The organism is Kitasatospora sp. NPDC057965 (assembly GCF_042887135.1).
Lineage (GTDB): Bacteria > Actinomycetota > Actinomycetes > Streptomycetales > Streptomycetaceae > Kitasatospora.
Genome location: NZ_JBHVPZ010000016.1, coordinates 170,129 through 187,743, shown reverse-complemented (window position 1 = coordinate 187,743; position 17,615 = coordinate 170,129). Strand labels below are relative to the sequence as shown.

Below are 17,615 nucleotides of genomic sequence, written 5' to 3'. Positions count from 1 at the left end.
CCGGGGCTCAGCTGGCGAGCGGCAGACCGCGCCGGGCCGGGGCCGGCGCGGTCGCGGCCGGGCCGCCGTCGGCCGGTCCGGTGAGCAGCCGGGCCTCGGCCACCGTCCGGCCCTCCTGCACCAGCAGGACCCGCAGCGGCGCCCGCCGTCCGCTGCCGCCGCCGGCCTCCTGTCCGGCCTCCCGGACGGCCCGGACCACGCAGGGGCGGTCCGGCGCGATCGGGTCGTGGAAGGACGTGACCAGCTCCAGCGGCACCACCCGGTCCGGGTGGTGCAGCCGCTGGGCGGCCTGCCGGGCGGCCTCCAGGACGAGCATCCCGGGCAGGTGGCCGGGCGCCGGGTCCATCGGGTCGAACAGCACCGGGTGGCCGGCGTCCGCGCGCAGCAGCCAGCTGCCGGGCAGCAGCGCGGGGCCGAGCACCACGTCGGCGGCCTGCTGACGGCCGACCAGCTCCGGGGCGGTGCCCTGGTCCGGGAGCCGGAGCGGGGCGGCGGCCGGACCGGGACCGCGCAGCCGGTCGTACGCGGCGGGGGAGAGGATCCGCAGCCCGCCGGAGCCGCGGGCGACCGGGTGGCCGTCGCGCTCGACCTCGGCGTGCACCCGCAGGGCGTCCAGCCGGCCGTGCCGCATCCGGACGTCGTGGCAGGTGATCCGGAGCATCAGCTCGGTGGGGGCGGCGGTGACCGCGAGGCCGTCCAGGCCGGCCGGGCCGAGGGTGTAGCCGAGTTCGTCGAGCACCGCGTGGTGGTCGTGCGGCACGCCGAAGCCGGCGTGGCCCACCAGCAGGGCGGCCTGCCGGACCGTTTCGGCCATCAGTACCGGGTCGTGGTGCCGGTCACCGGGCAGCCGGTAGAAGCCGTGCAGCCGCGGCCACTGGGCACCGAGCAGGAAGTCGTACGGGCCGGTGGCCTGCCAGCCGGTGATCAGGACCTCGGCGACCGAGGAGCGGCGCACCAGTTGACGCGAGACGGTCCGCTCGTGGAAGCCGTAGCGGCCCGGGCCGGAGTGGCCGGTGTGGGAGTGGGAATACGGGGGGTGGGGATACGGGGCGTCGCCGTCCATCGAGGTGAACACTGGCATGACGGGCCCCACTCCCGGGTGTCGGTCGGCCGGCCGTGCGGGCGGCCCTCGCAAAACATACAGGCCACCCGGTTTCTGCTCCCCGTGCGGGGTCGCCGCTGGCGCGTTACCGCTGCGCTCACCGTACCCGGGCGCCGGCCTGCGGCAACGCCCGGCCGGCCCGGTCCGGCCCGCGCCCGGGGGCCGATCCCCCTGGACGGCAGGGTCCGGACAGGGGCTAGATTAGATACCAACCATGCGGTTTCGGGTGGGCGCGGCGCGCCGCCGACGGTCCGCAGACCGGGCGCCCCACCACCGACGGCGGCGCCGTGACAGCAACCGGGCGAGCCGGAGCTCGCCGCGGCCGGGGCCGGAGGGGCCGAGTGGCTAAGCAGGAACGGGCGGGGCGAACCAGGCAGGCCGTGCTGCTCGCCGCGGCGGACACCTTCGCCGACGCGGGTTTCGAGTCGGCCAGCCTGGTCGACATCAGCCGCCGGGCGGGTGTCAGCAAGGGCGCGCTCTACTTCCACTTCGTCTCCAAGCAGGCACTGGCCGACGGGGTCCGCGGCGAGGCCGCCGACACCATCGGGCTGGCCGTGCTGCACGCGCTGCGCGGTGGCGGCCCGGCCGTGCAGCGGCTCGTCGACCTCACCCATGATCTGGCCCGGTTGCTGCGGGAGGACGTGGTGGTCCGGGCCGGGGTGCTGCTCGGCCTGGGCGGCCGGCCCGCGGGCTGCGCCGCCGGCGCGGTGGTGGCGCCGGCCGGCTCGCCGCCGGAGCCCTCGGCGGACGTCTGGCGGCGCCTGACCGCGGTCTTCCGCACCCTGCTGGACCGGGCCTCGGCGGCCGGCGAACTGCGCCCCGGGCTCGACCGGGAGCAGTCGGCCGCACTGCTCACCACCCTGGCGGCGGGCCTGGTGCTGTTCTCCGCCGAGTCCACCGGCCGGCTCGCCCCCGCGGCGGTCAGCGGCCTCTGGTCGACCGCCCTGCCGGCCCTCGTCCCGGCCGACCGCCTGCCGGACTACCGGATCCAGCCCGCTCCGAACGCGATCCGGCCGGGCCGGTCGAGCCGGGCCTAGTCGAGCGCGGCCCGGTCGAGCGGGCGGGTCCCGGTTCCCCCGTGGTCGACGGTGTCCAGGCGGGTCAGGGTGCCGGGTTCGACCAGGCCGGGCAGCAGCAGTGTCCAGAGGTCGGCCATCCGCTGCAGCAGGTCCCTGCGGTCCATCAGCACCTGCGAGCTGAGCTGGATGCCGGTCACCGCGCCGACGATCACCCCGGCGGCGGCGGCCGGCCGCACCCCGGGACGGAGTTCGCCGACCTCCAGCGCGCGCTCCAGCAGCTCGCGTGCCGCGTCCGTCCAGCTCTGGTAGGTGCCGACCTGCGGCTGGGTGAAGCTGCCGTGCTCGATGGTCAGCCGGATCGCGCCGCGCAGCAGCGGATCGTCCAGCAGCGAGTGCGCGAACGCGTAGCCGAGATCGATGACGGTCTGCGTCGGGCTGTCGGAGGCCGCCTGCCAGGTGGCCAGCCAGGCCTCCTGGCCCTCGATCACGGCGAGCGCCAGCTCCTCCTTGGAGGGGAAGTGGAAGTAGAGCGCGCCCTTGGTGACACCGGCCCGTTCCAGGATCTCGGCCATCGTGGCGCCCGCGTAGCCGCGTTCGTCGAACACCTCGGCCGCGGCACACAGCACCGTCTGGCGGGTCGCCAGGGCCCGGGCCTGCCTGGGCATCGCAGCCTCCCTGATCTCTGTCGTCGGCAGCTGCTGGATCCTACGGCGGCGGGCCGGGCGGTGGCCCCCGTACCGCGTGGTAGCGATCCTTTCGAGCCGTTCCGGGGGCCGGAACGCCGCCGGCCGGGTCCTCGGTCGAGCCGTCAGGCGGCCCACTGCCAGCTGACCGGCGAGTAGTACGCCGGGCGGCGCTCCAGGCGCTGCCAGTTGGCGATCGGCTCGACCGGCGAGGCGGCGGCCGCCGCCTGCTGGGCGGCCGCGGCGCGGGCCATCAGCACGGCGGTCAGGGCGGCGAGCTCCTCGTCGGAGAGCGAACCGCGGACGATGCGGACGAGTGGTTCGGCGGAGACGGTCATGGTCCGGTTTCTCCCGGCGGATGGTGTGAGGTGGTCGTCGGTCGGCGTCGGCGGGCCCGGCGGTGCGGTGCCCGGCCGGGCACGCTGCTACATCGGCGGGTTGCCGTGCTTGCGGCTCGGCAGGTCCGCGTGCTTGGTGCGCAGCATGGCCAGCGAGGACGCCAGGACCTGGCGGGTCTCGGCGGGGTCGATGACGTCGTCCACGAGGCCGCGCTCGGCCGCGTAGTACGGGTGCATCAGTTCGCTCTTGTATTCCTTGATCTTCTGGTTGCGCATCGCGTCCGGGTCGTCGGCGGCGTTGATGTCCCGGCGGAAGATGACGTTGGCGGCGCCCTCGGCGCCCATGACGGCGATCTCGTTGGTCGGCCAGGCGAAGGAGAGGTCGGCGCCGATCGAGCGCGAGTCCATGACGATGTAGGCACCGCCGTAGGCCTTGCGCAGGATGAGCTGGATCCGCGGCACGGTCGCGTTGCAGTAGGCGTAGAGGAGCTTCGCGCCGTGCCGGATGATGCCGTCGTGCTCCTGGTCGACGCCGGGCAGGAAGCCGGGGACGTCGAGCATGGTGACCAGGGGGATGTTGAAGGCGTCGCACATCTGGACGAAGCGCGCGGCCTTCTCGCTGGCGTTGATGTCCAGGACGCCGGCCAGCGACTGCGGCTGGTTGGCGATGATGCCGGTGACGTGGCCGTCGATCCGGGCGAGCACGCAGAGCACGTTGGTGGCCCAGCGCTCGTGGACCTCCAGGAACTCGCCGTGGTCGACGATCTCCTCGATCACCTTGCGCATGTCGTACGGCCGGTTGCCGTCGGCGGGCACCAGGTCGAGCAGCGACTCGTTGCGGCGGTCCACCGGGTCGTCGTTGACGGCGGCCGGCGGCATCTCGCGGTTGTTCTGCGGCAGCAGCGAGAGGAGGAAGCGGACCTCCTCGATGCAGGACTGCTCGTCGTCGTAGACGAAGTGCGAGACGCCGGAGACCCCGGCGTGCACGTCGGCGCCGCCGAGCCCGTTCTGGCTGATCTTCTCGCCGGTGACGGCCTGGACGACGTCCGGGCCGGTGATGAACATCTGCGAGGTCTCGCGGACCATGAAGACGAAGTCGGTCAGGGCCGGCGAGTAGGCCGCGCCGCCGGCGCACGGGCCGAGCATCACGGAGATCTGCGGGATGACGCCGGAGGCCTTGGTGTTGCGCTGGAAGATGCCGCCGTAACCGGCCAGGGCGGTGACGCCTTCCTGGATGCGGGCGCCGGCGCCGTCGTTGAGCGAGACCAGCGGGGCACCGGCCGCGATGGCCATGTCCATGATCTTGTGGATCTTCTGGGCGTGGGCCTCGCCGAGCGCGCCGCCGAAGATCCGGAAGTCGTGGGCGTAGGTGAAGACCGTCCGGCCGTGCACGGTGCCCCAGCCGACGACCACGCCGTCGGTGTGCGGCTTCTTCGCCTCCAGGCCGAAGCCGGAGGCCCGGTGCCGGCGCAGCGGCTCCACCTCGCGGAACGAGCCCTCGTCGAGCAGCAGGTCGATGCGCTCGCGCGCGGTCAGCTTGCCCTTGGCGTGCTGGGCCTCGGTGGCCTTCTCGCTCGGGCCGCGCCGGACCTGCTCGCGCAGCTCGTGCAGCTCCGCGACCCTGCCCCGTACGTCGGCGGGGGCTTCGGGGGCGTCGTCGTCGACCGGCGCCTGGTGCACAACCGTCATCTCGAACCACTCCAAAGGTGAGGGAACTGTCCGACAGCCAACGTCTGCGATGCCCCCGGCTGCGAATCACTTCTTCACTTATGACTGTACGAGGGGCCGCACGCTGGTTTCGGCGTCGATTCCGTACAAGGTCGCGTCCGTTTAGATGTCAGGGCTGTACAGAAACCGAAGCGTTTCAGCCCGTGCGAACGGTAGCTGTTCGATTACCCGCAGCTGTCGCCAGGATGACCTCCGGGTGAGCTGAACATGAGGGAACGTGCAGGTCAGAGCTGTCGTACTCGATACTGCCCGACGCCGCTCAAGGGCTGCTCAAGAGACGCTTGGTGCGGCGGTGAAGACCGGGCCGGCGGCGTGGCACCGGCCGGCCTGTCGTAGGGATGCGCCAAAAACACCGCAGCCCACCCGGTGGATGCCGGGTGGGCTGTCCGGGCGACCCGGGGGTCAGCCCCGGCGGCCCTCGTCAGGGTCGTCCTTGCCGCGCAGCTCGTTCTCGCGGCGGCGCAAATCCGCCTCCCACTGCTTGAGCATGTCCTCGTGCTCGTTGTTGTGCTTCTTCAACGAGGCGAGGAACTCGGGGTCGTCGTCCGGGGCGAGCGGGCGGCCGTCGCGCCGGCGGTCGTGGCCCTGGCCGGCCGCGCCGAAGCCGCCGGCCGGGGCGGTGCGCACCGCGCGCTGCTTGCCGGCCACCAGCCAGGCGATCGAGCCGACGAGCGGGAAGAGCAGCACGATGATCACCCAGACCACCTTGGGAAGGTGCTTCACCTCCTCCTCGGGGGTGGTCAGGCAGTCGATGAAGGCCCACACCCACAGGGCGAGCGGGAGCACGAAGGTCAGGATCCTCAGCACGGCGGCGATCTCCCCCGGGCGGCGTCGGTGGCTGGCGGTCGGGCCCCGGTACGGCGGCCGCCGGGCGGTCCGCCGTGCCAAGGGGGCCCTTGACACAGGTCAGGCTAGCGGGTGGCGGATACTGACAGGCATGGCATACGACGATCTCCGCTCGTTCCTGCGGGCCCTCGACCGCGAAGGCGACCTCAAGCGCATCAAGGCGGAGGTGGACCCCCATCTGGAGATCGGCGAGATCGTCGACCGGGTGCAGAAGGCCAAGGGCCCGGCCCTGCTGTTCGAGAACGTCAAGGGCTCCACGATGCCGCTGGCGATGAACGTCTTCGGCACCGAGCGCCGGCTGGCCAAGGCGCTCGGTCTCAAGGGCCCGGAGGAGATCGGCGACAAGATCTCCGGCCTGCTGAAGCCGGAGCTGCCGCAGGGCTTCACCGGCTTCCGGGACGCCTTCGGCAAGCTCGCCTCGATGGCCCACGTGCCGCCGAAGCACGTCAAGGCCGGCGACGCGCCCGTGCAGGAGGTGGTGCTCACCGGCGAGGACGTCAACCTGGACGACCTGCCCGCGCTGTTCACCTGGCCGCAGGACGGCGGCTCCTTCTTCAACCTGGGCCTCACCCACACCAAGGACCCGGACAGCGGCATCCGCAACCTCGGCCTGTACCGGCTGCAGCGCCACGACCGCCGCACCATCGGCATGCACTGGCAGATCCACAAGGACAGCCGCAACCACGCCGCGGTGGCCGCCAAGCGGGGCGAGAGGCTTCCCGTCGCGATCGCCTTCGGCTGCCCGCCGGCCGTCACCTACGCGGCCACCGCGCCGCTGCCGGGCGACATCGACGAGTACCTGTTCGCCGGCTTCGTCGCGGGCGAACGGGTGCGGATGGTGGACTGCAAGACGGTCCCGCTGCAGGTCCCGGCCGACGCCGAGGTGGTCCTGGAGGGCTGGCTGGAGCCGGGCGAGATGCTGCCCGAGGGGCCGTTCGGCGACCACACCGGCTTCTACACGCCGCAGGAGCCGTTCCCGGCGCTGAGGATCGACTGCGTGACGATGCGCCGCCGGCCGATCCTGCAGTCCATCGTGGTCGGCCGCCCGCCGACGGAGGACGGCCCGCTGGGCAAGTTCACCGAGCGCTTCTTCCTGCCGCTGCTGAAGATCATCATCCCGGACATCGTCGACTACGACCTGCCCGAGGCCGGCGGTTTCCACAACTGCGTGATCGTCTCGATCGACAAGAAGTACCCGAAGCACGCGCAGAAGACCATGCACGCCATCTGGGGCGCGCACATGATGTCGCTGACCAAGCTGATCATCGTGGTGGACGCCGACTGCGACGTCCACGACTACCAGGAGGTCGCCTGGCGGGCCTTCGGCAACGTCGACTACAGCCGCGACCTCACCGTGGTGGAGGGCCCGGTCGACCACCTGGACCACGCCTCCTACCAGCAGTTCTGGGGCGGCAAGGCGGGCATCGACGCGACCCGCAAGCTGCCCGAGGAGGGCTACACCCGCGACGGCGGCTGGCCCGAGATGGTCACCTCCGACCCGGCGACCGCCGCCCTGGTGGACCGGCGCTGGAAGGAGTACGGGCTGTGAGCACCGCCGCCGCGCTCCCCGAGGTCCCGCCCGGCAAGGTCAGAGCCTTCCTGCGGCTGGTGATGATCGAGCACTCGGTCTTCGCCCTGCCGTTCGCCTACATCGCGGCGCTGACGGCGATGTTCCTGGTCGACGGACGGGTGCACTGGGGCGAGCTGTTCATCGTCACCGTCTGCATGGTCGGGCTGCGGACCTTCGCCATGGCCGCCAACCGGATCATCGACCGCGAGATCGACGCCCGCAACCCGCGCACGGCCGGGCGCGAGCTGGTCACCGGCGCCGTCTCGCTGAGGACGGCGTACGTCGGCTCGGCGGTCGCCCTGGTGGTCTTCCTGGGCGCCGCGGCGCTGCTCAACCCGCTCTGCCTGGCGCTCGCACCGGTGGCCGTGGTGCCGATGGTGGTCTACCCGTACGGCAAGCGGTTCACCGACTTCCCGCAGGCGATCCTGGGCCTGGCCCAGGCGATGGGCCCGGTGGGCGCCTGGCTGGCCGTCACCGGCACCTGGTCCTGGGACGCGGTCGTGCTCGGCGCGGCCGTCGGCATCTGGATCGGCGGCTTCGACCTGATCTACGCCTGCCAGGACGTCGCGTCCGACCGGGCGGACGGCGTGCGTTCGGTGCCGGCGCGGTTCGGCGTCCCGGCCGCGGTCCGCGGCGCCCGCGCCTGCCACGTGATCACCACCCTGCTGCTCGGCTGGTACGCGGTGCTCACCGACGCGGGCGTGGCGTTCTGGACCGGCCTGCTGGTGGTGGCCGGCGCCTTCGTCTACGAGCACACCATCGTCAAGCCGAACGACCTGTCCCGGCTGAACCGGGCGTTCTTCCAGACGAACGGCTTCGTCGGGATCTCGCTGTTCCTCTTCGCGCTGGTGGACCTGGTGGTGCGCGGCCTCGGAGTCTGAGGCCGCGCCCCCACCCGGGGCCAGGGTCTACTTCCCGCCCTCGTCGAGCGTGTGCTTGACGAGGGCGTTCGCGTGTCCGTGGCCGATCCCGTGGTCCGCCTTCAGCCAGGCGACCAGCTCCATGTGCTTGGTCAGCGGCGAGGAGCGGATCAGTTCCTTCCAGTGCGCGATCGGCTGCCCGTACTTCTGCTCGATGGACGGGAAGTAGCTGGCAGGGCCCTTGGCGGCGGGGGTGGCGGTCATGGTGCGGCTCTCCTTCGTTCGGTGTCCATAGGACCGGCGGGGGCGCGGGAACTCATCGGCCGAAGGGTGTGATCCGGGTCACTCCGGCGGGTCCCGGGCGGCTCCGGCGACGGGTCGGGGGGATGTGGCGGAGAGTGCGCCGCAGTGGCCGAAAATCTCATGCCATATGAACTGTGACATTGTTCTGACCATCAGTCGGTGACAGGATCCACGCCACATCTCCTTCTTTTCGGTCCGGCCCCACGCCGGACTGCCCCCACTCGACGAAGGATTCGGCGTGCTCCTGCGCACCAGACTCTCCATGCTCGCAGCCGGCGTCGTCGCCTGTTGCGCCACGGCCACCGCCGTGCTGCCGACCCAGGCCTTCGCGGCGCCCCTCGCCGCCACAGCCGCCCCGACCGCGACGGCGCCCGCCGCCGCCCCGGCGGGTCCCGTCGGACCCGCCGCCCCGACCCCGACCGCGACGGGCTCCGAGGAGCCCGCCGAGCCCATCGCCCCGCGCTCCCCGGCGCTGATCGGCGCGACGCGCCTGCTGGAGGAGCCGGCCGACGCGGCCCGGGCGGGCGCCCCCGCCCAGTTCAAGTCCCTCGCCGTACAGAGCTGCACCCCGGCCGACTTCGCGGCCCGCACCGGGGCCGACCTGGTCGCGTTCATCCGGAGCTCGACCCCGGACTGCATCAAGTCGCTGTACCAGAGCGCCGTCGCCGACCCGAGCATCTTCAACCAGGCCCGGATGCTGTCCGTCGCGGCTGCCTTCAAGGACCTGGCGGCGAACTACTCCGGCGACAACACGACCGGCATCGCGCAGCTGGTGAAGTACCTGCAGGCGGGCTACTACATCCAGTTCAACTTCCCCACCCAGGCCGGCCCGTACACCGACGAGCTCGCCACCGCCGTCACCTCCGCCCTGGACACGCTCTTCGCGGGCACCCGCTGGCGCGACGTCACCGAGGACAACGGCCGCATCCTCAAGGAGGTGGTGTGGCTCACCGACAGCGCCAACCTCCAGGCCCGCTACATCGGCGCCTACAAGCGGATCCTGGACGAGTACGACAACACCTACAACCAGTTCCCGCAGATGATCAACGCGGTCAACTCGGTGCTGTACTACCCGCTCTGGTTCGGCTACCGGAACACGGACTTCGTCAAGGCGCTCGCGGCCGACACAGGCCTCGTCAACTCGCTCGCCGACTTCGCGATCAAGCACCGGGACCTGCTCAGCGGGCCCCACGCCGTCCTCGACACCAACGCGGGCAACGACCTGGCCCGGCTCGCCGGCACCAGCCCCGCCGCCGAGGCCGTGACCAAGCCGCTGGTCAAGAAGGTGCTGGACTCCGCGCCGCTGCTCTCGCCCTTCGGGACGCTGTACCTGTACACGGCCCGCCAGGCCGAGTACTGGAACAACAACCAGTGCTCGTACTACGGCATCTGCGACCTGCGCACCAAGCTCACCTCGGTGATCCTGCCGAACCAGCTGGTCTGCGACAACCGCATCCTCCAGGCCCAGTCCCTGTCGGCCGCCGAGCTGGCCACCGTCTGCGAGAGCCTGCGCAGCGAGGACGCGCTCTTCCACCGCGTGGCCAAGGACAACGGCCCGATCCCGAACCAGTACGCCAAGACCGTCACCTTCGGGATCTTCGCCAACAAGGCCGACTACACCACCTACTCGTGGGCGATCTTCGGCAACGACACCGACAACGGCGGCCAGACCGTCATGGACGCGACCGACCCGAACGTGCGGGCCGTGACCGTGATGTACCAGAAGGCCTGGAACGTCAACGACCCCGCCCGGGTGTGGAACCTCAACCACGAGTACACGCACTACCTCGACAGCATCTACAACCTGAAGGGGAACTACACCACCCAGTCGTCGGTCCCGAACAAGTGGTGGGTCGAGGGCCTCGCCGAGTACGTCTCGTACACCCACCGCGGCGCGACCGACGTCGACGCGATGAACCAGGCGGCCAAGCACACCTACAAGCTCAGCACGCTCTTCCAGAACACCTACGCCAACTCGGACTCGACCCGCACCTACCCGTGGGGCTACCTGTCGGTCCGGTACATGCTGGAGAAGCACCCGGCCGACGTCCAGGCCATGCTGGAGCGCTTCCGCGTCGGTGACTACCCCGGCGGCTACGCGGTCTACAACAACCTCGGCACCTCCTACGACGCCGACTTCGACGCCTGGCTCGACGCCTGCGTCGCCGGCGGCTGCTACGCGGCTGGTCCGACCTCGCTGTTCGACACCACGGTGAACGGTGCGACCGTCAGCGTGAACGAGCGCTCCGTGCAGACCGGTTCGGGCCGGATCACCGGATGGCACTGGAACTTCGGTGACGGCACCTTCTCGGACGAGCGCAGCCCGAGCCACACCTACGGCGTGCCCGGCCTGTACACCGTCGCCCTGACCACCACCGACGACACCGGCCGGACCGGCACCGCCTCGACCGCGGTCACCACGACCGCGCTCGGCCTGCCGACCTGCACCGAGCAGCGCACCGACGCGATGGCCCGCAACTGCGCCCGGCCCGGCCGCGCCGCGACCGCGGGCAACAGCGACTACCTGTACGTCTACCTGCCGGCCGGCACCACCACGCTGAAGGTCAGCACCCTCGGCGGCACCGGTACCGCGTACCTGTACTACAACGCCGACACCTGGGCCTCGCCGAAGGCCTACACCGCCGCCTCGGTGGCCGATGGCACCACCCAGTCCATCACCGTCACCAACCCCACGGCGGGCTACCGCTACCTGAGCCTGTACGCCGCCACCGACTTCAGCGGCGTCACGGTCACCACCCAGTTCTGACCCGACCCGCAGCAGCGGATCAGACGCCCGGCCGGGCTCTCCGGCCGGGCGTCAAAGCGCTGTGTGCGGGCGGGATCCGTGCGTCAGACTGGCCCGATGGTGATGAACACACCGGCGGCCCTCGCCCACGGCACGGAACTGCTCGGATCGGCGGAACCGGCCGAACGGGCGGCGGGCTGCCGCCTGGTGGGCGAGGCGGCCGACCGGGACGAGGACCTCCGGGCCGAGGCGGCGACCGTGCTGCTCGCGCACGCGGAGCGGGAGCGGGACGGCCAGGTCCTGGCCTGCCTGGCAGGGGCCCTGGGGCGGACCGAGGACGGACGGGCGGTGCCCGTGCTGGTCACCCTGGCCGGTCACCCCGAAGCGGAGGTGCGCCGACAGGTGGCCTCCGGGCTGTCCCTCGACGCGGTGGTCACCGGTCCGCCGGACGCCCCCGGTGTCCGCGCGCTCCTCGCGCTGACCCGGGACACCGACCCGGAGACCCGCGACTGGGCGACGTTCACGCTCGGGTTCCAGTGCGCGGCCGACGGCCCGGACGTGCGGCAGGCGCTCTGGGAGCGGACCGGTGACGAGTATCCGGACGCCCGCGAGGAGGGCATCCGCGGTCTGGCCCGGCGGCGCGACCCGCGGGCCGTGCCGCTGATGCGCGAACTGCTGGCGGATCCGGACGGCGCGGCCGTCCTCACCTTCCGGGCGGCGGAGATCCTGGGAGCCCCCGAACTGCTGCCGCTGCTGGAGGACTACGACCCGGACGACCACGGGGTGGCCGACGCCGTCGCCGCCTGCGAGCCGTCCCGGCGGGCCCGGTTGGAGGAAGGGGCCTGGGCGCTGGTGCGGGCGCTGGAACGGCAGCGGCCGGACCTGGCGGCCGCGGTGTGGTCCACCCGCTGCGAGCCCGGGCTGACCCTCGGCATCGGCGGCCCCGACGAGCCGGTCTACGACGTCGCGGGGCTGCTGGGCCGGGCGGGCGGCGACCCGGTGCGGGCGGCCGAACTGGTCGGATCCGACCATCCGGTGATCGTTCATCCCTAACATCGCTGCATGACCGATACCAGCGACTGGAAGTCCGACCGCGTCGGCAGCGCCCTGCGCGGCGAGAACCCCACCGTCATCCGGCGCCTGGACGCCGGGTTCGCGGTGGCCGGCGACGTGCAGTTCCTGCCCGGGTACGCGATCCTGCTCACCGACCGGCCGGGGGTGCAGCGGCTCTCCGATCTGCCCCGCCCCCGCCGGCTCGCCTACCTGGAGGACCTCGACCGCCTCGGCGAGGCCGTCGAGCGGGCCTGCCGGGCGGCCGATCCGGCCTTCCGCCGGGTCAACCTGGAGATCCTCGGCAACACCGACCCGATGCTGCACGCCCACGTCTGGCCCCGCTACGACTGGGAGCCCGCCGACCTCGTCCGCCTCCCCGTCTGGCTCTACCCCCGCACCCACTGGACCGACCCGGCCCACGCCCTCACCCCCGCCCACGACCCGATCCGGGCCGCCGTCGGCGCGGAGCTGGATGCGCTGCGGTAAAGGGCGGTGGTGCAGACCACTCGTTCTCGTGAATCCGCCGACCGGGGCCGGGACGGGTGGCCAACTCGCGCCTACGCTGCGGGACATGGACATCGTCATCGTGCTCTTCGACGCCTTCGAGCCGCTCGACGCGATCGGCCCGTACCAGGTGCTCGGTCATCTGCCCGGGGCCATCGTGCGGTTCGTGGCGGCGGGGGAGCGGGGGCCGGTGGCCGACGGCATCGGGGCGTTGCGGCTGGACGTGCCGACCCGCTACTCGGACGTCGGGGCGTGCGACCTGCTGCTCGTCCCGGGCGGGCACGGCACCCGGCCGCTGATGGACGACGAGGCGTTCCTCGACTGGCTGCGCCGGACGCACGCGACCACCCGGTTCACCACCTCCGTCTGCACCGGCGCGCTGCTGCTCGGGGCCGCCGGACTGCTCGACGGCCTCGCCGCCACCACGCACTGGGCGGCCGCCGGTGAACTGGCCGCGCACGGCGCCGAGTACACCCCCGAGCGGGTGGTGCGCCGCGGCCGGATCGTCACCGCGGCCGGGGTCTCGGCCGGCATCGACATGGCGCTCCTGCTGGCGGCCCTGCTCACCGACGAGACCACCGCCCGGGCGATCCAGCTGCACGCCGAGTACGATCCGCGGCCGCCGTTCGACAGCGGATCGTGGGCGAAGGCCTCGCCGGCCGTGCGGGAGCGGATCAGACGGCTCGGGTAGCTCCCGGAAGCGTCCGGTCAGGTGTGCTCGGTCGTGCTCGGTCCTACTCAGTCGTGCAGGAAGGACTCCAGGGCGGCGGCCAGGGCGACCGGCGTCTCGTGCATCGGGTAGTGGCCGCTGGCGGGCAGCTGCTCGACGTCGGCGTTGGGGTAGTGGACGAGGAAGGTGCCGCGCATCGCCTCGGCGGTCAGCAGCAGGTCGTGCTCGCCCACGAACACCCGGACCGGCACCGGGTTCCCGGCGATCCGGTCCACCAGGTCGGCGGTGGCCCAGTCCCGCACGTAGCCGCCGAAGGCCTCGCGGGTGGACAGCTCCAGCGAGCGGTCCACCATCCGGTCGAGCCAAACCCGGCCGGCCCGCCGCCCGGTCACCCGGTCCAGGATCTCGTACCGCTTCGCCCGGTCCTCGGCCGCGCCGTAGAACAGCTCCTCGCCGGCCGCGTCCATCGGGTACGGCCCGGCCGGCACCGGCGCGAGACCGGCCAGCTTGCGCACCCGGTGCGGGGCCCGGGCGAGCACCTGCTGGACGGCCTTGCCGCCCATCGAGTGCCCGACCAGCGAGAAGTCCCGCCAGCCGAGCTGGTCGGCCAGCGCGAGCGCGTCGTCCGCGATCTCGGCCAGGGTGTACTCGCCGGGCACGTCCATGCGCTCGCCGTAGCCCCGGTAGTCGAGGAACGCGTAGGAGAAGGCGGAGCCGTCCAGGTAGTCCGGGAACGGGCCCCAGCCGGCGCTGGTGCCGAACCAGTCGTGCAGCACCAGGACCTTGTGCTCGCCGGTGCCGACCAGGCGGTGAGGGATCGTCATGAAGGGCTTCCTGCCCGGTGGTGATGATCACCGAACCCGGCGCGCCGGCGTTCGGCGCGGAACCCGTGCTCCTCGCGCTCGGTGCCACGCTGCTCCAGGACGCCACCGGCCGGCGCGTCTACGCCGACCCGGCCGGCCACCCCGTCTGCCTGCTCCCGGCCCGCCCCTGACCGGCCCGGCCGGCGCGGACCGCCCGCCTCAGGAGATGCGGCGGACGCGGCGGATGGCGAGGGCGAGGAGGAGGGCGGTCAGGGCGAGGAAGATGCCGCTCTCGACGGCCTGGAAGGTCCAGAAGCGGTCGGCCGGCTGGTACTCCTGCCAGTTGCTGAAGGGGGCCGGGCCGAAGCCGTCCTGGACGAGGCGTTCCACGCAGCGGGCGGTCTCGGCGCCGGTGTCGCCGCCGCAGCCGACGCGGGCGTCGGGGAGGACGAGGGCGCCGGCGCCGTTGCGGACGCCCTCCTGGTAGACCCAGTCGCCGGTGAAGCGGTTGGCCATGCCCTGGCCGTCGATCCGGTAGCTGAGCGTCTCGGGCGCCAGGAAGGACGGGCGGACGAGGAGTTCGACGAGGGCGCGGACGGCGATGAACGCGATGAGCGACAGGCCCATCGCGGGCAGCACCCGGCGGGTCAGCGTGCCGGCGAGGATGCCGAGCGCGACCGCGAACAGCGTGTAGCCGATCGGCGCGACGCCCTGGACGTCGAAGATCAGGTAGCGGAAGCGGCCGAGGCCGTTGGCGCCGAGCGGGCCGAGCCACCAGGCGGCGCCGAGCGCGTAGCCGACGGAAAGCACCAGTGCCACCGCGCCGACCAGGCCGAACTTGGTGAGGATCCAGCGCCGGCGGCTGATGCCCTGGGTCCAGACCAGCCGGTGGGTGCCGTTCTCGACCTCCTTGGCGACCAGCGGGGCGCCGAGGAAGAGGCCGAGGACGATCGGCAGCAGGACGAAGAGGATGGCCAGGAAGGCGGTCGAGTCGTACTGGTTGGCGAAGCGCTGGCTGAGCGCCTCGCAGCCCTCGCCGCCGACGAACCGGGAGTGGCCCAGGGCGCGCAGGCAGGCGCCGAGGCCGGAGTCCTCGAAGGACGAGCGCATGGACAGGCCGGTGGGGACGAGCACGGCGGCGAGCACCGCCAGTGCCACGGCCGTCCACAGGGCCTGCTTGCGGTGCTGGCGCCAGGTCAGCCAGATCACGCGGCCACCTCCGGGCGGTCGGCGGCGCCGGGGGCGCCGAGGTGGGCGAGGACGAGGTCCTCCAGGGTCACCTCGTGCACGGCCCAGTGGTCCTGGTCCACCGGCCCCTCGGTGCGCACGAGCAGGGTGGACTGCCGTTCGGTGTGGCTGGCCCGGATCACCGAGGCCACCCCGGGAACGGCGGCGCCGTCGGCGATCCGGGGGCCGATCAGCCGGCGGTGCCCGGCGAGCAGTTCCTCGACCGGTCCGGTGAGCTGGACGTGCGAGGTGTGCAGCAGCACCAGGTGGTCGCAGACCCGTTCGAGGTCGGCGAGCAGGTGGGAGGAGAGCAGGACGGTGGTCCCGTACTCGCCCACGGCGCCCATCAGGGCCTGCATGAACTCGTGCCGGGCGAGCGGGTCCAGGGCCGCGACCGGCTCGTCGAGCAGCAGCAGCCGGGGCCGCTTGGCGAGCGCCAGCGCCAGCGCGACCTGGGCGCGCTGGCCGCCGGAGAGCTTGCCGACCGGCTTGTCGGACGGGATGCCGAGCCGGGTGAGCCGGTCCCGGGCGATCGCGTCGTCCCAGACGCCGCGGCGGTTGAGCCGTCCGCCCATGGTGATCAGCTCGGCGGCGGTGAAGTCGGGGTAGAGCGGGGTGTCCTGGGCGACGAAGCCGAGGTCGGCCAGGGCGTCGCGGTCGTGGCGAGGGTCCCGTCCGAAGACGCGGACCCGTCCGGCGTCGGGCTCCAGCAGTCCGACGGCCAGGTGGAGCAGGGTGGACTTGCCGGCGCCGTTGGGCCCGACCAGGGCGGCGATCCGCCCGGCGGGGAGGGCCAGCGAGCAGTCCTGGAGGGCCCAGGAGCGCCCGTAGCGCTTTCCCAGCCCCTCGGCGTGCAGAGCGACTTCCGTCATGTGTGTTCCCCCAAGATGACTGTCAGACCGGTCCGGTCCCTTCGGTGGGCGGCCGGTCGGGCGTGGCCCGCAGGGTGGTGTCGACGAGCGCGGCGATGTCCTCGCGGGCGAGGCCGGCGGCCTGCGCCTTGGCCAGCCAGGCGACCAACTCCTGGCGCAGCTCGGCCTGGTGGGCCAGCGAGGGTCCGGCCAGGGTGCGGACCAGGAAGGTCCCGACCCCGGGCCTCCCCTCGGCGAGCCCCTCCAACTCCAGCTCCCGGTAGGCCTTGAGCACGGTGTTGGGGTTGATCGCCAGGGCCTGGGCCACGTCGCGCACCTTGGGCAGCTGGTCCCCCGGTTGCGCGAGCCCGACCCGCAGCGACTGCTTCACCTGCAGCACCAGCTGCATGTACGTGGCCACCCGTGAGCGGCCGTCGAGCACGAACTCGATCACCAGTTGTTCTCCTGTCCTACGACAGTAAGACAGGATAGTCGTGCGTCAGTCAAGTGGTGTCGCGGAAGGAGGAATTGACGGGTGGTGGGAAGTGCCTGGTCAGGCCAGCGTCAGGGTGTCCCCGACGGCGAGCCGGCCGGGGGCGGCGACCTCGGCGAGGGCGTCCAGCCGGGAGTCGTGGAACTGCGCGATGGCCTTGAGGATCTCCGGGGCGTGCGGCAGGCCGGGCTGGGCGGCGGTGGTCATCGCGCAGCGCTCGCTGGAGCGGACGAAGGCGAGCCGGGCGCCGAGGCGCGCGGAGCCGTGCGCCTCGCGGCCGAACCAGGTGTCCTCGCTGAACGGCGGGGTGCCCGGCGGGGTGCGCAGCAGGATGTTCGGGCGGAACCGGCGGACGTCCACCACGGCGGACGGCGCGGCCTCGGCGACCCAGTCCAGGGTGGCGGTGGTGAGCACGCTGACCGGCAGCTGGTCGAAGTGCGACACGGCGTCCTCGCGGGCGAGCTCGACGTCGTCGCGCTGGAGGTAGGCACGGAGGAAGGCGGTCGGGTCGAGGACCGGCCGGCCGAGCGGGTCGAACAGCTCGGGGCCGTCGAGCAGCCGGCCGAGCCGGGCGGAGAGGCGGAGCAGGCCGTCCATCCGCCGGAACCGGCGGGTGTTCTTGCCGGAGCCGAGCTTGCCGTTGCCGTCGCGCACGGCGTAGAGACGATCGCCCGCGAGCCCGCGGTCGTCCACCTCGACGGAGTCGAGCCGCTCGCCGCCGGTGGACTTCACGGGGTAGCGCCAGAGCTGCTCGACGACTCCGATGATCTCTGCCATGGCCGGACAGCGTACCGCCGCCCGCCGATGATGGTCTAGACC

The 17,615-nt window shown here is 72.5% G+C and carries 18 protein-coding genes and 1 pseudogene; 8 read left to right on the top strand and 11 right to left on the bottom strand.

What is annotated here, in order from left to right:
• Window positions 1-7: 7 nt before the first annotated feature.
• On the bottom strand, window positions 8-1,081 hold the full coding sequence (locus ACFVVU_RS22150) for a ScbA/BarX family gamma-butyrolactone biosynthesis protein (RefSeq protein ID WP_387791669.1): 1,074 nt from the start codon (window positions 1,079-1,081) through the stop codon (window positions 8-10).
• A 362-nt stretch (window positions 1,082-1,443) separates the two neighbouring features.
• On the opposite strand from ACFVVU_RS22150, the gene ACFVVU_RS22145 reads away from it, so the two are divergent.
• Window positions 1,444-2,139 carry a ScbR family autoregulator-binding transcription factor gene (locus ACFVVU_RS22145; protein WP_387791668.1) on the top strand — a complete coding sequence of 232 codons (696 nt, stop codon included), beginning with the start codon at window positions 1,444-1,446 and terminating at the stop codon, window positions 2,137-2,139.
• On the opposite strand, the gene ACFVVU_RS22140 is transcribed toward ACFVVU_RS22145, so the two are convergent.
• From ACFVVU_RS22140 to ACFVVU_RS22125, 4 genes are all read right to left on the bottom strand, one after another.
• Window positions 2,136-2,786, bottom strand: coding sequence for a ScbR family autoregulator-binding transcription factor (locus ACFVVU_RS22140; RefSeq protein ID WP_387791666.1), 651 nt, complete (start codon window positions 2,784-2,786; stop codon window positions 2,136-2,138). The two genes, ACFVVU_RS22145 and ACFVVU_RS22140, sit on opposite strands and share 4 nt — an antisense overlap.
• A gap of 143 nt (window positions 2,787-2,929) precedes the next feature.
• On the bottom strand, window positions 2,930-3,142 hold the full coding sequence (locus tag ACFVVU_RS22135) for an acyl-CoA carboxylase subunit epsilon (protein WP_380714771.1): 213 nt from the start codon (window positions 3,140-3,142) through the stop codon (window positions 2,930-2,932).
• Window positions 3,143-3,229: 87 nt separating this feature from the next.
• Complete coding sequence (locus tag ACFVVU_RS22130) at window positions 3,230-4,831, bottom strand: acyl-CoA carboxylase subunit beta (RefSeq protein WP_380683017.1); 1,602 nt, start codon at window positions 4,829-4,831, stop codon at window positions 3,230-3,232.
• A 441-nt stretch (window positions 4,832-5,272) separates the two neighbouring features.
• The gene (locus ACFVVU_RS22125; RefSeq protein WP_380683018.1) at window positions 5,273-5,677 is read right to left on the bottom strand and encodes a PLD nuclease N-terminal domain-containing protein; all 405 of its coding nucleotides are present in this window, start codon (window positions 5,675-5,677) and stop codon (window positions 5,273-5,275) included.
• Window positions 5,678-5,807: 130 nt separating this feature from the next.
• On the opposite strand from ACFVVU_RS22125, the gene ACFVVU_RS22120 reads away from it, so the two are divergent.
• Together ACFVVU_RS22120 and mqnP are read left to right on the top strand one after the other, a co-directional pair.
• Complete coding sequence (locus ACFVVU_RS22120) at window positions 5,808-7,265, top strand: menaquinone biosynthesis decarboxylase (protein WP_380683019.1); 1,458 nt, start codon at window positions 5,808-5,810, stop codon at window positions 7,263-7,265.
• Window positions 7,262-8,167 (top strand): menaquinone biosynthesis prenyltransferase MqnP, encoded by a 906-nt coding sequence (gene mqnP, locus ACFVVU_RS22115; protein ID WP_380683020.1) that lies wholly within the window; start codon window positions 7,262-7,264, stop codon window positions 8,165-8,167. Before ACFVVU_RS22120 ends, mqnP begins: the two co-directional genes overlap by 4 nt.
• A 27-nt stretch (window positions 8,168-8,194) precedes the next feature.
• On the opposite strand, the gene ACFVVU_RS22110 is transcribed toward mqnP, so the two are convergent.
• Window positions 8,195-8,410, bottom strand: coding sequence for a DUF4287 domain-containing protein (locus ACFVVU_RS22110; RefSeq protein WP_380683021.1), 216 nt, complete (start codon window positions 8,408-8,410; stop codon window positions 8,195-8,197).
• 277 nt (window positions 8,411-8,687) lie between these two features.
• Between ACFVVU_RS22110 and ACFVVU_RS22105 the strand changes: the two genes are divergently transcribed.
• From ACFVVU_RS22105 to ACFVVU_RS22090, 4 genes are all read left to right on the top strand, one after another.
• Complete coding sequence (locus ACFVVU_RS22105; RefSeq protein WP_387791663.1) at window positions 8,688-11,216, top strand: collagenase; 2,529 nt, start codon at window positions 8,688-8,690, stop codon at window positions 11,214-11,216.
• 96 nt (window positions 11,217-11,312) lie between these two features.
• Window positions 11,313-12,248 carry a HEAT repeat domain-containing protein gene (locus ACFVVU_RS22100; RefSeq protein ID WP_387791661.1) on the top strand — a complete coding sequence of 312 codons (936 nt, stop codon included), beginning with the start codon at window positions 11,313-11,315 and terminating at the stop codon, window positions 12,246-12,248.
• A 9-nt stretch (window positions 12,249-12,257) separates the two neighbouring features.
• Window positions 12,258-12,734: an HIT family protein gene (locus ACFVVU_RS22095; RefSeq protein WP_380683024.1), complete on the top strand. Its 477-nt coding sequence runs from the start codon at window positions 12,258-12,260 to the stop codon at window positions 12,732-12,734.
• Window positions 12,735-12,819: 85 nt separating this feature from the next.
• On the top strand, window positions 12,820-13,443 hold the full coding sequence (locus tag ACFVVU_RS22090; RefSeq protein WP_387791660.1) for a DJ-1/PfpI family protein: 624 nt from the start codon (window positions 12,820-12,822) through the stop codon (window positions 13,441-13,443).
• A gap of 47 nt (window positions 13,444-13,490) precedes the next feature.
• Here the strand turns inward: ACFVVU_RS22090 and ACFVVU_RS22085 are convergent, their stop codons facing one another.
• Window positions 13,491-14,246, bottom strand: a complete 756-nt coding sequence (locus tag ACFVVU_RS22085) for an alpha/beta fold hydrolase (protein WP_387791658.1) — start codon at window positions 14,244-14,246, stop codon at window positions 13,491-13,493.
• A 56-nt stretch (window positions 14,247-14,302) separates the two neighbouring features.
• Between ACFVVU_RS22085 and ACFVVU_RS22080 the strand changes: the two are divergent.
• Window positions 14,303-14,416: pseudogene (locus ACFVVU_RS22080) on the top strand (VOC family protein); the annotation flags it as partial.
• Window positions 14,417-14,444: 28 nt separating this feature from the next.
• Here the strand turns inward: ACFVVU_RS22080 and ACFVVU_RS22075 are convergent.
• From ACFVVU_RS22075 to ACFVVU_RS22060, 4 genes are all read right to left on the bottom strand, one after another.
• Window positions 14,445-15,434, bottom strand: coding sequence for an ABC transporter permease (locus ACFVVU_RS22075; RefSeq protein ID WP_380683028.1), 990 nt, complete (start codon window positions 15,432-15,434; stop codon window positions 14,445-14,447).
• On the bottom strand, window positions 15,431-16,324 hold the full coding sequence (locus ACFVVU_RS22070) for an ABC transporter ATP-binding protein (RefSeq protein WP_380683029.1): 894 nt from the start codon (window positions 16,322-16,324) through the stop codon (window positions 15,431-15,433). The genes ACFVVU_RS22075 and ACFVVU_RS22070 overlap by 4 nt, the downstream gene beginning before the upstream one ends.
• A gap of 22 nt (window positions 16,325-16,346) precedes the next feature.
• Window positions 16,347-16,757: a GntR family transcriptional regulator gene (locus ACFVVU_RS22065; protein WP_387791655.1), complete on the bottom strand. Its 411-nt coding sequence runs from the start codon at window positions 16,755-16,757 to the stop codon at window positions 16,347-16,349.
• Window positions 16,758-16,856: 99 nt separating this feature from the next.
• Window positions 16,857-17,573 (bottom strand): MOSC domain-containing protein, encoded by a 717-nt coding sequence (locus ACFVVU_RS22060; protein WP_380683031.1) that lies wholly within the window; start codon window positions 17,571-17,573, stop codon window positions 16,857-16,859.
• Between the last annotated feature and the right edge of the window lie 42 nt (window positions 17,574-17,615).